Origin of the sequence: Methanocorpusculum labreanum Z (genome assembly GCF_000015765.1) — an archaeon.
Classification (GTDB): domain Archaea; phylum Halobacteriota; class Methanomicrobia; order Methanomicrobiales; family Methanocorpusculaceae; genus Methanocorpusculum; species Methanocorpusculum labreanum.
Genome location: NC_008942.1, coordinates 774,211 through 787,151, shown reverse-complemented (window position 1 = coordinate 787,151; position 12,941 = coordinate 774,211). Strand labels below are relative to the sequence as shown.

The window sequence follows — 12,941 nt, the reverse complement described above, 5'->3', positions numbered from 1 at the left end:
GATTGATGAGCACTTTTTCTTCCCGTATTTACTTACTTACGGACGTAGTCCTTACCCCCTGTCTTTTTTTTCAACACGTATAGATATGTAGATACACATCTGTATAGGGGATTTTCCCAGACGAAATACGGATTCAATGGGCGGAAATCGAGGAGATCGGCGGGAAAGATGGCCGCTGAGTGGGCTTTTTCCGGGCTTTCGCTAAGAGAACGTGTGTGGAGAGATGCGGGATTTTCCATTCGCAAATTGGGTTTTCGAGTTGAGCTTGAGGGGGTGAGGGCGGAGTTGATGGGGATTTGATGAGGGATTTTGGTTATGTGAGAATGTTTTTGGATAGAAGTGAGCCACCAAGATTGTTCATTAGTCCCAAAAATTAAGATATTTCCACCGCGGGACGCTCCGCGCCGAAGTCGCGTCCCCGCACCCCAAAATATGAAAAAAAAATCTCCCGGCCTTCCGCCCAAGTCCCCCATTTGAGGTAACGTGTTGGGAGGGAGCGGCCTCATGGTAACGAACTCAGCGAAGCAAATCTCAGAGATAGTAAAGCACACTCAGTAATATCAAAAAATTAAAAGTAATATTACGATTTAAAAAAAGTTGAGAATTATAATACCCTATTTTTTAAAAAGTTGATCAGTTAACTGATTCAACAGAGATATGATCCTAATAATAATTATTAAGGAATATACTAAAAGAAATATTAGCAGAACACAAAAGGGAATCTCAAAACGGCTATGAAGTACGGGAAATAATAACCCAGTAAATGCTACAATTAAATATCCAACAATAACATATAGTGCAAGGATAAAATAGCGATATAAGAAGGGGTAATTGGGGTGAAGAGTGATCAAGTTCATGTAACCCTCTTTTGGGAAGGCAAGAAGCAAGGCATACGCAGCTAACAAAAATCCAAGTAATGTGGCCGCAACCGTGCAACATATTTCCAAGTATGTGAGTATCATATACAGTGAATTCATGTTGGATAATATGATACAGACTAAAATTGTGAAAGCTATGGCTAATATAAAATCAATTTTTGCTTCTTTTATTTGATAAATAGATAGAATATGTGTCATTCAACGTATTTCTGAGAGAACATAATAAGGTTTTCTTGCAAGTATTTCTGTTTTAAAATCTTCATATGTATTATTAATTTGTTCATACATTGACTGGGAACTTACACCTTTTGTCTTACTGTCTAGTTTTATAACACGTTTTTTTGCAATAAGAAAAGAGTCTAAAAGATCAATTTCTTCATATTTTCCAGAACCATTTTGAACAACAGCCTCAATTTTTAGGAGACTTAACTTTTCAACGGCATTATCATCTGCAAATTGAGCTTTCACCCACTCAATTGCTCCTTGAATACCTTTCTTTTCTTTTTTATCCTCACGAAGAGTTATTTCAATCCCCGAATCATCATTCATAGCAAAGAGTCTTCCAAGTTCTTTAACATTTGGATTATAATTTTCACTAATGTTTGGAGACGTGCGCAAGTGAATTTTTCGTATTTTTTGTAATTTATCCAAATCTATCCTACTTCGTTTTATTGGATTTATATTTACTCCTTGTAATCCTGCTTCAGGATGTTCACGACACCATGTAGAGATTGAAATTGTCAAGGCTGTGGATATTGATCCTGCCTGTTGGCAAGACTCAACACCAATAACCGCACCATCCAAAAACATCATAAAGTGTGCTGTATCGCATATTCCTTCATCCTCTCCCAAGGGGATTTCTTTTGAATTATGTGCTAACATATCAGATATTCTTGGGATATCATGCTGACGAATCCGTGATACTGACCAGCAACTAATCCCCTCAACATCTGATAAATAATCCTTACAAGGAGTTATCACCCTGCGCTCAGCATTTCCAAAATCAATAATATTCTTCTCTAATAATATCTTTTGTACGGATTTCTCGGGTAAAGAACAATGGGGATGTTCAGCATGAATAAAATCTAACTCAAAAAAGCGGACTGTACGAGTTAACTCTATGACCATGTGTAGTATATTCATCTGTCGAAATACATATATGTAACTTCCAAATCCCCCATACATCTTATCTAACTGTATATCCTGTTTTAGCCAAATGTCTAAAGTTTTCTTCATTTTGAATGTACTACTTTATCCCCCTTCACCCCAAATAGTACCGCACCAATGAAAGGCGGAGAAGAAGAATTCAAATATAAACAGTGCCTCATCCTCAGAAGCGACCTAAAACTCAGCTGCGGAAAAATGTGTGCCCAGGCAGCCCATGCCTCGATTGGCGCCTACGAAAAAGCCTCCCTTGCCGACAAAAAAGAATGGCTCCGGGAAGGCCAGAAAAAAGTCGCCCTCAAAGCCCCAAGCGAACGTGCCCTCTACGAACTCAAAGTCGTCGCCGAAATGCACGGCGTCCCCGTCTCTTTGATCGTTGACGCCGGCTACACCGAAATCCCCCCGGGAACGGTCACGGCGCTTGGAATAGGACCCGCAAAAGCCGAAATCATCAATAAAATAACCGGACACCTCCCCCTCCTCTGACATGAAACCATCCACCCACCCCCTCGAAATCGACCTCGGCATGCGGTACTACGCCACCAGCCAGCCCGGAATCGGCGGACGTCTCCGAACCACCCCCGAAGACTTCGTCGTCGAAGAACTGCCCATCACCTTCACCAACACCGGCCCCTACACCATCTGCAAACTCACCAAACGCTCCTGGGAACACCAGCACGCCATGCACGAAATCACCAACCGGCTGCGCATCAGCCAGAAACGCATCGGATGGGCAGGCACCAAAGACAAAAACGCCGTCACCACCCAGTACATCTCCCTCTACAACGTCCCCGCCGAAGCCGCCGCCAACCTCAACATCAAAGACATGACCATCGAACCGGTCGCGACCCACCAGTTCTCCCTCGGCCTTGGAAACCTCCTTGGAAACAGATTCAAGATCACCCTTCGGGACTGCGAACCGAACGATCTCGCAAAAAACACCGCTGAAATCTCCGGCGAAATCGCTGCAGGAATCCCCAACTACTACGGACTCCAGAGATTCGGCGCCCTCAAACCCGTCACCCACAAAATGGGTTACCACATCCTCAGAAAAGAATTCAAAGAAGCCGTCGATCTCTACGTCGGAGGCTGCTTCCCCTACGAATCCGAACAGGTCCAAACCGCCCGCAAAAACTTCGCCGAGACCGGCGACGCAAAAACCGCCCTCTACGAACTGCCGCCCTGGCTCTCGTATGAGCGGATCATGCTCGACTCCCTCGCCAAAAACCCCGGCGACTACGGAGCGGCCCTTCAGGCAATGCCCCCAAAACTCCTCTCCATGTTCGTCTCGGCATACCAGTCCTGGCTCTTCAACATCGCCCTTTCCAAACGGTGCGAAGAAAACGCCCCCCTCAACGAGCCGAGAGTCGGCGAACACCTCGAATTCACCAACGGACGCGTCGACACCGTCACCGAGAAAAACATCGCGACCGCCCGCCAGCACATGAAACGCGGCCGATGCTTCATCGTCGGCTGGATGCCCGGAAAGACCCTGCCCGTGGCCCCCGGTCCTCTCGAAGAAACGATGTTTGCCCAGATGGAAAAGGACAACATCTCCATGCAGAGCTTTGCCGACGCAACAGAGTTTGTAAAAACCAACTTCGACGGCGCCCACCGAAGGATCTCCCTCGCAACCGAAGTAGAAACCGCGGTGTTTGAAAACAACGTGCAGCTGAACTTCGTTCTGCCGCCCGGCCATTATGCGACCACCGTCGCACGGGAGTTCATGCAGGCCGCTCCCGAAAAAATGGTCTGACGGCCAATTCCTTTTTTGAAACAGTCGGATTTCGAAAACCCGGATTCGCGATACATATAAGGTGCCTGCAGGCAACTCTACACCTATGAGGAAACGTGCATTTCTCCTGGCGGTCATCCTGATTTTTGCCGTAATTTCGACAGCTGGATGCACATATCAGGCCATACATCTCGACACGGACAAAGAGCCTTACACTTCAACGACGCCGGAGATAGGCGGGCTCTTCAACATGTACGCCTACGATGACTTCGTCATGTGGGAGTACATCGATGAGACAGCCGAGAAAATAATCTACGGAATCAATTTTAACGAAGGAGTCATCCCGGAGAATGACTGGCAAACGAAGTGCGAAGAGGCACTCACCGCGGTCAGAGAGTATCACGCGGCCAAGTATGGGGACGCACTCGAAATAAAAGACGTGACGATCCGCGAACAGTACGAAGACGGCCTGCATAAAGCCTATTGGACCTATTTGTCGCCCAATGAGCTGACATTCTCGGTGTTAACGGGGACAACTTAGAATTTATCGTGCCAGTATCCGGTGACCCGGCCGCTCAGCGCGAGCTGCCCAAGCCGCTTGTCGACCTCCGGCAGGATATCCCGGGGGGTGGACCCCTCAAGCGGCGTTCCCGGAAGGGGGGTCAGATAATGCACGTGGGCCGTACCATAACGGGTCACTTCGCGAACGAGGGAGAGGGTCGCCTCCTCATCCTCGTCTGACGCAAACGGGAAGCCGAAGATCACGTCGACCACGGGAGTCAGCCCGACTTTTTTGCAGGTCTCGAGCGCCGAATAGACATCGACGACCGTATGCCCCCTGCCCATCTTCCGTAAAACGGCGTCCGAACCCGACTGTGCCCCGAAATGGAGCTTGGTGTTCGAACAGAACTCCGTGATGAGTTCGGCGGTCTCCTGTATGACAAACTCGGGCCGGACCTCGGACGGAAACGTGCCGAAGTAGATGTTGTTCTTCGGCATCGAAGACAAAAGCCGGCGAAGTTTTTCCACATCCGGAACCCGGCCGTCTGCAGAACCGTAGGCGAAGGCGTTCGGCGTGACGAACCGGGCATCCTGATATTTTTCGGCCATCGAAACAATCGCCTCCCGGGATCGGTGACGCATTTTTCTTCCGTGCAGGCACGGGGTCTGACAGTAGGCACAGGAAAAAGGGCAGCCGCGGGAAAGTTCGATATACCCTTTCATCCGGGAAAACGAAGGGAACGCATCCAGTCTGACCGCATGGTCGATCGGGATGGGGGCGGAGCCACGGAAGGCAACGCCCGGTATTTTCGTCGCGTCCTCTCCCCTCTCGAGAGCGGCAAGAAGACGCGGCAACGTCCGTTCTCCTTCGCCGACCACGACATAGTCCGCGATAAGAGAGACCTCGTTTGGGCAGGCAGAAGGATGCGGCCCCCCGACAATCGTGATCTGCTCGGCGGATTTGATCTCGTCGACGTATTTTGGATAGTCGAGACTATTCAGACTATAACAGATCACGTCCCCGCCGTCAGCGGGTGAATCGACCGGTTCGAGGATGTAGCCGTATTTTTCGGACGCGGCATACAGGGCAGCATACGAGTTTCGGGCCGCTGCGATGAAACGCCAGGTTACCCGCATTGTGCGAAAGAGACCGTCCCGCTGGTTCCGTCAACGGTGACGATCCCGTCTTTTGGAAGATCGCCCTTGAGGCGGTCGACGGTCGGGATCTCCGCAATGATCGCCCCGGTCGCGATGATCGTTTCGCATTCGGTGTTGATGATCGCGGCAGGAGCGACATGGTTTTTCGCGAGGGCATATAAGACATAGGAGCCGACGGTCGAACCTTTTCCGTACGGGAATACCAGGACTTTTCCGGCGACCGATTTGCCGAAGAGGGGGTGGGTTTCGTCGATGACGATGCCGGTTTTCGGATCGACGCCTCCGAGGAAGGATATGGGTGTATCGGTTATCAGGAGAGGGCCGGTTCCGGTCCCTTTTGCAATGCTTCGTCCCTGTATTAACATTGGTTAATAATATGAGAGGGGACATTTTATAGTTTTACTAAGCCAATATCCGGCTTCTTACTTCTACTTCTTGGAGAAAAAGTATTACTCCTGCTCCTATTATTTTTTTAGTTTGCAGGCAGTTGGACAACAGAATAGGTCAATGCGCAATAAGATCTTTCGTAGTTTTTCATTTCTTGGGTGTACTTTGGTTTCGTGTACGGGATTCTTTAGGGTGGTATGAGTCATCACACGAAATTCACGAAAAATACACAAAAACACGAAATATAGATAGATCGGTTGTAAGGTGATTGTACATCGTACCCTCCCCCGTCCCCCATTTCGTGCCTTTCGTTGGCGGGTTGGACGCTGAAAGCGGCCGACCTCAGCCGAGCAAACCGAAGGTTTGCGGTTTGGTGGATTTGGTGCGGGGGACGGGGGAGGGTGCTTCAGGGGCCCACCCAACAAATATTTCTTTTTTCGTGTTTTTGTATATTTTTCGTGGATTTCGTGTGATGGATGAACACATTAAAAAGAATTCCGTACACGAAATCGAATTACACCAACAACAGATTATGTATAGGATGGACATACGTAAAGATACCACAATGATACACCCGCCATTCTTTTTAATGTACTAAACCCATACTCTATCATAACAATGACAGCATTTCTGAATGGTTTACTGAATGAACAGCCGGTTTCCCTGACGGTAAACGGACGGGGGCTTGTGACCGTGATGATGCTGAAAGACATGACCGAGGAGTTTGCGGCCGGGTATCTGACGACGGAAGGGATCGTGCCGTATGCGGATATCGAGTCGGTGATGCAGACGGAAACGGGCGTGAGCGTGCTGACGAAGAATCCGTTCAAGGTCCTGCTGCCGAAAAAAAGCGTGGTCTCGGGTTGCGGGGGGACGGCGTCCTATCTGGATCCGGAGAAGCTGCCGGTGCTTGAGTCCTGCATCCCGGTCCCAAAGGATATTTTGAACCATACATTTTCCAGCGAGGTTATCAAAGCAGGAGGGTTTGGGGCGGCGGCGTTTGCCGAAGGAATGGGCGCGGCATGTGCGGAAGATATCGGGCAGTTTACGGCTTTGGACAAGGTGGTCGGCCGGCTCCTTTTGGAAGGGATCCCGCCGGAAAGCACCGCAGTCCTTGTCTCGGGAAAAGTGACGGCAGACCTCGTTAGAAAATGTCTGCATGCAAAGATCTCGGTGCTGGCGTCGAAATTGCCGCCGACCCATCTCGCGGCCGAAGTGGCCAAGAACGGCAAGCTGACGCTGGTGTATTGAGCGTAAAATAATAGTCAATCGCCTTGTTAAATTCACGTGTGCGGTACGTATTATTCAATTAGCGAAGGGCATGGTTCTGTGTGGACACATGAGAAAAACCAACCGCGAATCCTCGCGAATTAACGCGAATCGCATTTTTCTTGCGCCGCCGTGCTCTGCTCCGGCTGATCGCCTGCGCAGGAATCGCACGCCGTCTGGAAAAATGCTGGGAAAAACCCGCCCGCGGGTTTTTCTTTTTGTTTGTTATTTTTTTCTCATTCCGGGGTGCGGGGGGTGACTGCGGGTTGGACGCTGAAAGCGGCCGACCTCAGCTGAGCAAACCAAAGATTTGCGATCCGGCGTGGAGCGTCCCGCGGTGGAGATATCCTGTTAACCGTCAGATTTAGGAGGCTCTAAATTTTCTTCGTCAGCATACGCTGTATCCCATGCAAATTCTAAAAAAGAAAAGGATTATTTTCTCAGCTGAATGATCAGCTTCGCAACATTATCGCCGAACTTCTCCAGCGTTGCCATGCCTTCTGCATCCTTAGCGACATCGCCCGGTGCATGGCCGAATGCGATATTCCAGTAGGAAGACCCGCAGACGATCATATCCGAAATAAAAAAGGACATCAGCATCTCCTGCAGAGTCGAGGTCAGACCGCCGCGGCGTGCCACGACAACCGGACCGCCGACTTTTCCTGAAAGCCAGTTCCCGTTTGCTCTCGCAACCATCGAAACACGCTGGATAAGATTCATCATATCCCCGCGGGCCGTTCCGAAGTAGACCGGTGCTCCGAGAATAAGACCATCCGCCTCTTTGATATCATCGAGCATATCGTTCAGCCCGTCTTTCAGGCAGCATTTTCCGTTTTTGCCGCACTCGCCGCAGGCAATACATCCCTGGATCGGATTCCCGCGAAGAGAGATGATCTTTGCCGAGAGCCCTCTCTTCTCGATCGCATCTTTGCAGACATTCAGTGCAAACTCGGTGTTTCCTTTCGCCCGCGGGCTTCCGGAGATCAAAACGACATCTGTCATACCTAATACTTGTCCCGCAGAAGTAAAAAAAAGATGGATGTTAGTTCGTATGTTAGTTCTTAACAACGCGGGTATTTTTGCCCATCAGTTTCCCGCACTGGACCTTGCCCATCACCAGAATATTAACACCGCGGACCTCGGCTGAAACGACACCCGGGCGAAGCAGAACGTTCCCGTCCGACCTAATAACCCGGACTTTCGCATTATCGCACACGGTAAGCTGCTCAGCTCCCGAATTCAGCTCCCCTTCGATGATCGAATCATGACAGATCACCGCACCATTACAGGTCACGTTGCCGGCAACATGGGACTCGGGGCATAACAAAAGTCTGCCGGTAACGACAAGATCACGCCAAAAATACGTACGGGGCGGGACAAGAAAGTCCCCTTCGATTCTAACCGAGCCGCGAAAGTACGATCCTGCCTCTGCAGTGTGCAGATTATCTTTTACTACTACCTTCATGCTACCCCAAGTATGCTTATTAATCCTTCTACCTCAGGCATATTAATATGTTCTGAATTATCGTGCTTCAAAGAAAAACCGCCAGGATTTCCATCAGCAGAAACACAAAGAGGGCCGCAAACATCCCATACTTCAGATACGTCGTGCAGTTCGACGCGGTCAGCTCCGTGGACGTTTCAAACTTCAGCGCCCTCAGTGTTACAAGAAGGATGAACGCATCCACGACGCCGATCAGCACCAAATACACGACCCCCCAAGTCAGGAACGGAACGAAACTGCAGAGAACGGCGAACAGAACAAAGATCACGGCAAGGACTGAGGTTTTTCTGACCCCGATCTGCATCGGAAGGGTCCGGGCCCCGCCGAGCCGGTCCCCTTCGATGTCTTCTGCATCCTTGAGAAGTTCGCGGGCGAGAGTGCCAAAGAACGTGATGGCAAACAAGGGCAGCATCACAAGGAACGACTCCGGCCCGACCAGGAATCCTCCGAAGAGAAAAATGCTGCCCGAAAGATAGGCTACGCTCAGATTACCAAGGAAGGGGATCCCCTTGAACTTTGCCGCATAGATGATCAGAAGAACGACATTGACAAGAGCGATTGCCAGACACCAGATGTTCGTAAAGCAGGCGGCGGCGACGCCGGCAGCAAACAAAATCCCTGCCCAGACGACCGCTCCTTTCGGAGAAACTTTTCCCGACGGGATCGGGCGGTCCGGCCTGTTCACTTTGTCGATCTCCAGATCGAAGTAATCGTTCAGGACGTTCCCTGCCCCGCAGATCACCAGCACGATAAAAAACAGCAGAACCGAAAACAGCGGCTGCGTGCCCCCGGCGATAAAGTAGGCGATTCCTGCCGTAACTCCCGAAACGCCCGCGTTCATCGGACGGATGATTTTTCCATAACCAGCCAGACTCATGTATCTGTATGATTGGGTGTGCCGCTTCGAAAAAGATATCCCCCCGTGCCGCACATATGTATTGGAATCAGGACATGTAGCCAAGCCAGGATATGGCATCAGCCTCCTAAGCTGAAGATCTAGGGTTCGAATCCCTACATGCCCGTTTACATTTTTGGGGTTCAATCATGGAATGCAGGGAGATCACGGAAGGGAGCACTACGTTTACCGCTCCGGTGCAGGATGAAACTACGCAGTTTCCACCAGGGTCGGCGCCGGTTTTTTACAATACCAAAATGGAGTTCAACCGTGATATGACGGTGCTCTTAACAAAAATCGTTCAGCCGGAGGATTATCTGGACGCGATGGCGGCGACGGGAGTCCGCGGACTTAGGATCGCCAACGAGGCAAAGATTCCGGTCACGATCAATGACCGGGACGAGCAGGCGGTCAAAATCATCAAATACAATGCAGAGAAGCTCGGCGGCGATATCAGTGTGACCTGCGATGATGCGAACCGGCTGATGTGCACGTCCCGGTTCGATTCGATCGACCTCGATCCGTTCGGAACGCCTGTTCCTTTTCTCGATGCCGCGTCCAGGGCCGCAAAACATTATCTTTTTGTCACGGCGACGGATACGGCCCCTCTCTGCGGAGCTCATTTCAAAGCCGGGTGCCGCAGATATTTTGCGACGCCGAGAAACACAGAGTATCACGCAGAAGTGGGCCTTCGGATGATGATGGGGACGATGGCCCGGGAACTCGTGAAATACGACCGCGGCATGAAGCCGATCCTGAGTTATGCGAAGTCCCACTACTTCCGCTCGCATGTCAGGGTTTTAGGCAAAGTCACGGCCGCCGACGAAACACTTGCACAGATCGGTTTTGTCATGCAGTGCCCAAAGTGTCTCTACCGGGAAGAACAGAAAGGCTCTCTCTACCCGAAAATGCATATCTGTCCCCACTGCGGCGTCGAGACCGTACCTGTTGGGCCCTTGTGGATGGGACCTCTGCAGGAAAAGGAGATCCTTGCCGAAATGCAGACCGCCCTCGCAGAGCTGCAGTTTGGAACCAAACGGCAGATGGAAAAAATGCTGACGTTTCTGCTCGCAGAACCCGAGACCTGCACGTATTACGATTATCACATCATTTCCCGGAACATGAAGGTCTCGCCGCCCAATATGGAAGAGCTGATCGCAAGCCTGAATGAGGCCGGGTATTATACGACCCGAACCCATTTCTGCGATACCGGGATAAAAACGACGGCTCCTCTGCCTCTTATCGAGGAGAAGATCCGTCTCTGGAATGCCAAAAATCTTCAGATGTAGTCGCCGATGTCCATCTCGCAGGAGATGAGGGAATCACAGTACTGACAGCGGAATCCCCGCGGGTGTACTACGAATCTGCTCTGGACCGGCTCTTTGGTATTGGTAATACAGTTCGGATTCGGGCATTTGATCACGCCGATGATCTGCTTTGGGACCTCGACGGGTTTTTTGACCGAGACTTTGAAGTTTCTGATGATACTGATCGTTGCGTCGGGAGCGACAAGAGCGATCTTATCCACTTCGTCTTTTAAGAGTTCGCGGTTCTCGATCTTGACCATGTCTTTTCTGCCCCCGCGGGAACTTGGGACATTGGACGCTACGATGACCGTAACATTTGTTCCGTCGCGAATTCCAAGGATGCGAAGAACGGTAAGCCCCTCGCCCGGAGTGATGTGGTCGATGACCGTACCATTTTTGATCGGCGAAATCACGATTCCGTCGGATATTGCCCTGACCATTAGTTGATCACCTCGTTCAGCATCGCCATTCTAATCGGCACTCCGTTGTGCGCCTGTTCGAAGTATTTGGCACATGGAAGGGAATCGACCGCCGGATCGATCTCGTCCACACGGGGGAGGGGATGGAGCACGATCATGCCGGGTTTGGCACATTCCAGAAGTTCGGGCGTGATCCGGTAGGTGGAGGCATAGTTTGCAAAAGCAACCGGGTCGGGGAAACGTTCCCGCTGAAGACGGGTCACATACAGGACATCGAGTTCGGGAAGTGCCTGCTCGATATGGTCATGGGCGATAAGTTCGACGCCGATATCGCGAAGATCCTCTTTAATATATCTGGGAAAATCGAGTCCGTCGGGAGCGATCGTATGGAGCCGCACATTATTGTATTTGGCCAGGGCGAAAGCAAGAGAGTGGACGGTCCGGCCATACCGAAGATCGCCCTGGAGTCCGACGTCGATGTTTTCGATCCGCATCGACTCGCGAATGGTAAAGAGATCGAGTAATGTCTGGGAGGGATGCTGACCTGCTCCGTCCCCGCCGTTGATGACGGGAACGGAAGCGACCTCGCTTGCAAGACGGGCGGCACCCTCTTTGGGGTGGCGCAGAACGATCGCATCGCAGTATCCGGAAATGACGCGGATCGTGTCGGAAAGAGTCTCACCTTTAGTGATGGAGGTAGCTTCAACCGAGCCGAGATTCAGAATTTTGCCCCCAAGACGCATCATCGCAGCGGAGAAGGACATGCGGGTCCGGGTGCTTGGTTCGAAAAAGAGGACGGCCAGGATTTTGCCTTCCAGTTCGCGGCCGGTATAATTTCCACGATCAAATGCGGCAGCGGAACAGAGAAGTTTGTCGATTTCTTCACGTTCCATATCCCGTACAGAGAGGATATTTTTTTGTTCGTGTGTCATGAATGGTGCCCGAGAATTTCAGTGTTCAATATATGAACTGCACGGAATAAATAACCCGCGGAAAAATGATTTACACTTTTCGGAGCTCGACATCGATGTTCATATCAAGAAACTTATTCTCGGTAAGGCCAAGATCATACGGGTTTACGGTCATGGTCATGAGATCCCCCTCAATCTCAAAAATGATCGATTTGTCACCATAGGTTCCGCGGTATCTGCCGTTTCCAAGGTAGGACCAGGTGAAGGATTTGGCAATGGGGACATTATCGTAACCGGGCGCATCCAGCGTTCCGGTCAGATGAGCGGTATTGTCGGCGTTGAAGACAACCTGGAAGTCGGCGGATGCTTTAAGAATGAACAGGTTGATGGTCTTGGAACCGACCCAGGTGCCGACGATCTCTTTCGTTCCTTCCGGCAGGGGAACGGGTGTTACGACCGGAGTCGGGGTACTGGTAGGCGTTGGTGAGACCGTTGGTGTAGGGGTTTTTGTAGGAGTTGAAGTAAGAGTAGGAGCCGCAGTTTTGGTCGGTGTAGGGGTTGGAGTTGATGTACTGGGTGTTTTCGTTGGTGTGGGCGTGGGCGGTATTGTTTGTGTGGAAGTTGGCACAGGCGTGGGGGAAGAAGGGTCATCCGATCCGGTAAGATCCTGCAGGAATGAAGGTAGATACGGGGAAATACGATCATAATTCATCCCTACTGCTGCTCCGGCGGCAATACAGAGGAGGCAGAGCACGATCGTCAGAACTTTTCCCATTGATACTTTTCTCTAGGCTCAGAGACGAAAAAAAGTTT

The 12,941-nt window shown here is 50.7% G+C and carries 14 protein-coding genes and 1 tRNA gene; 6 read left to right on the top strand and 9 right to left on the bottom strand.

Annotated elements, in window-relative coordinates; translation table 11 throughout:
• Nucleotides 1-1,076: 1,076 nt before the first annotated feature.
• Nucleotides 1,077-2,114, bottom strand: a complete 1,038-nt coding sequence (locus tag MLAB_RS04220; RefSeq protein WP_011833177.1) for a hypothetical protein — start codon at nt 2,112-2,114, stop codon at nt 1,077-1,079.
• 48 nt (nt 2,115-2,162) lie between these two features.
• Here MLAB_RS04220 and pth2 point away from each other — a divergent pair, with 48 nt between their 5' ends.
• From pth2 to MLAB_RS04205, 3 genes are all read left to right on the top strand, one after another.
• Nucleotides 2,163-2,528, top strand: coding sequence for a peptidyl-tRNA hydrolase Pth2 (pth2, locus tag MLAB_RS04215; protein ID WP_011833176.1), 366 nt, complete (start codon nt 2,163-2,165; stop codon nt 2,526-2,528).
• Nucleotide 2,529: 1 nt separating this feature from the next.
• A complete protein-coding gene (truD, locus tag MLAB_RS04210) occupies nt 2,530-3,798 on the top strand; it encodes a tRNA pseudouridine(13) synthase TruD (RefSeq protein ID WP_011833175.1) in 1,269 nt (422 codons plus the stop codon).
• A gap of 85 nt (nt 3,799-3,883) precedes the next feature.
• Complete coding sequence (locus tag MLAB_RS04205; protein WP_011833174.1) at nt 3,884-4,318, top strand: hypothetical protein; 435 nt, start codon at nt 3,884-3,886, stop codon at nt 4,316-4,318.
• On the opposite strand, the gene MLAB_RS04200 is transcribed toward MLAB_RS04205, so the two are convergent.
• Complete coding sequence (locus MLAB_RS04200; RefSeq protein ID WP_011833173.1) at nt 4,315-5,415, bottom strand: TIGR04013 family B12-binding domain/radical SAM domain-containing protein; 1,101 nt, start codon at nt 5,413-5,415, stop codon at nt 4,315-4,317. The genes MLAB_RS04205 and MLAB_RS04200 overlap by 4 nt on opposite strands.
• The gene (locus MLAB_RS04195; RefSeq protein ID WP_011833172.1) at nt 5,406-5,801 is read right to left on the bottom strand and encodes a DUF126 domain-containing protein; all 396 of its coding nucleotides are present in this window, start codon (nt 5,799-5,801) and stop codon (nt 5,406-5,408) included. The genes MLAB_RS04200 and MLAB_RS04195 overlap by 10 nt, the downstream gene beginning before the upstream one ends.
• A gap of 640 nt (nt 5,802-6,441) precedes the next feature.
• Between MLAB_RS04195 and MLAB_RS04185 the strand changes: the two genes are divergently transcribed.
• A complete protein-coding gene (locus tag MLAB_RS04185) occupies nt 6,442-7,074 on the top strand; it encodes a formate dehydrogenase accessory sulfurtransferase FdhD (RefSeq protein ID WP_011833171.1) in 633 nt (210 codons plus the stop codon).
• 450 nt (nt 7,075-7,524) lie between these two features.
• Here the strand turns inward: MLAB_RS04185 and MLAB_RS04180 are convergent, their stop codons facing one another.
• From MLAB_RS04180 to MLAB_RS04170, 3 genes are all read right to left on the bottom strand, one after another.
• Nucleotides 7,525-8,094, bottom strand: a complete 570-nt coding sequence (locus MLAB_RS04180; RefSeq protein ID WP_011833169.1) for a flavodoxin family protein — start codon at nt 8,092-8,094, stop codon at nt 7,525-7,527.
• Nucleotides 8,095-8,146: 52 nt separating this feature from the next.
• Nucleotides 8,147-8,557, bottom strand: a complete 411-nt coding sequence (locus tag MLAB_RS04175) for a hypothetical protein (RefSeq protein ID WP_011833168.1) — start codon at nt 8,555-8,557, stop codon at nt 8,147-8,149.
• Nucleotides 8,558-8,624: 67 nt separating this feature from the next.
• The gene (locus tag MLAB_RS04170; protein WP_011833167.1) at nt 8,625-9,473 is read right to left on the bottom strand and encodes a geranylgeranylglycerol-phosphate geranylgeranyltransferase; all 849 of its coding nucleotides are present in this window, start codon (nt 9,471-9,473) and stop codon (nt 8,625-8,627) included.
• A 70-nt stretch (nt 9,474-9,543) separates the two neighbouring features.
• Between MLAB_RS04170 and MLAB_RS04165 the strand changes: the two genes are divergently transcribed.
• Together MLAB_RS04165 and MLAB_RS04160 are read left to right on the top strand one after the other, a co-directional pair.
• Nucleotides 9,544-9,618, top strand: a tRNA-Arg gene (locus tag MLAB_RS04165).
• A 22-nt stretch (nt 9,619-9,640) separates the two neighbouring features.
• Nucleotides 9,641-10,780 (top strand): tRNA (guanine(10)-N(2))-dimethyltransferase, encoded by a 1,140-nt coding sequence (locus MLAB_RS04160; RefSeq protein ID WP_011833166.1) that lies wholly within the window; start codon nt 9,641-9,643, stop codon nt 10,778-10,780.
• On the opposite strand, the gene pyrI is transcribed toward MLAB_RS04160, so the two are convergent.
• From pyrI to MLAB_RS09820, 3 genes are all read right to left on the bottom strand, one after another.
• A complete protein-coding gene (gene pyrI / locus MLAB_RS04155) occupies nt 10,771-11,238 on the bottom strand; it encodes an aspartate carbamoyltransferase regulatory subunit (protein ID WP_011833165.1) in 468 nt (155 codons plus the stop codon). The genes MLAB_RS04160 and pyrI overlap by 10 nt on opposite strands.
• Nucleotides 11,238-12,149 (bottom strand): aspartate carbamoyltransferase, encoded by a 912-nt coding sequence (gene pyrB / locus MLAB_RS04150; RefSeq protein WP_011833164.1) that lies wholly within the window; start codon nt 12,147-12,149, stop codon nt 11,238-11,240. The genes pyrI and pyrB overlap by 1 nt, the downstream gene beginning before the upstream one ends.
• Before the next feature lie 70 nt (nt 12,150-12,219).
• Entirely contained in the window at nt 12,220-12,903 is a 684-nt protein-coding gene (locus MLAB_RS09820; protein WP_048062017.1) for a hypothetical protein, read from the bottom strand.
• Nucleotides 12,904-12,941 lie beyond the last annotated feature (38 nt).

Coding starts and splice junctions, on each gene's coding strand:
- MLAB_RS04220 (WP_011833177.1), bottom strand. CDS start 2,114: ATGAAGAAAACTTTAGACATTTGGCTAAAACAGGATATACAGTTAGAT.
- pth2 (WP_011833176.1), top strand. CDS start 2,163: ATGAAAGGCGGAGAAGAAGAATTCAAATATAAACAGTGCCTCATCCTC.
- truD (WP_011833175.1), top strand. CDS start 2,530: ATGAAACCATCCACCCACCCCCTCGAAATCGACCTCGGCATGCGGTAC.
- MLAB_RS04205 (WP_011833174.1), top strand. CDS start 3,884: ATGAGGAAACGTGCATTTCTCCTGGCGGTCATCCTGATTTTTGCCGTA.
- MLAB_RS04200 (WP_011833173.1), bottom strand. CDS start 5,415: ATGCGGGTAACCTGGCGTTTCATCGCAGCGGCCCGAAACTCGTATGCT.
- MLAB_RS04195 (WP_011833172.1), bottom strand. CDS start 5,801: ATGTTAATACAGGGACGAAGCATTGCAAAAGGGACCGGAACCGGCCCT.
- MLAB_RS04185 (WP_011833171.1), top strand. CDS start 6,442: ATGACAGCATTTCTGAATGGTTTACTGAATGAACAGCCGGTTTCCCTG.
- MLAB_RS04180 (WP_011833169.1), bottom strand. CDS start 8,094: ATGACAGATGTCGTTTTGATCTCCGGAAGCCCGCGGGCGAAAGGAAAC.
- MLAB_RS04175 (WP_011833168.1), bottom strand. CDS start 8,557: ATGAAGGTAGTAGTAAAAGATAATCTGCACACTGCAGAGGCAGGATCG.
- MLAB_RS04170 (WP_011833167.1), bottom strand. CDS start 9,473: ATGAGTCTGGCTGGTTATGGAAAAATCATCCGTCCGATGAACGCGGGC.
- MLAB_RS04160 (WP_011833166.1), top strand. CDS start 9,641: ATGGAATGCAGGGAGATCACGGAAGGGAGCACTACGTTTACCGCTCCG.
- pyrI (WP_011833165.1), bottom strand. CDS start 11,238: ATGGTCAGGGCAATATCCGACGGAATCGTGATTTCGCCGATCAAAAAT.
- pyrB (WP_011833164.1), bottom strand. CDS start 12,149: ATGACACACGAACAAAAAAATATCCTCTCTGTACGGGATATGGAACGT.
- MLAB_RS09820 (WP_048062017.1), bottom strand. CDS start 12,903: ATGGGAAAAGTTCTGACGATCGTGCTCTGCCTCCTCTGTATTGCCGCC.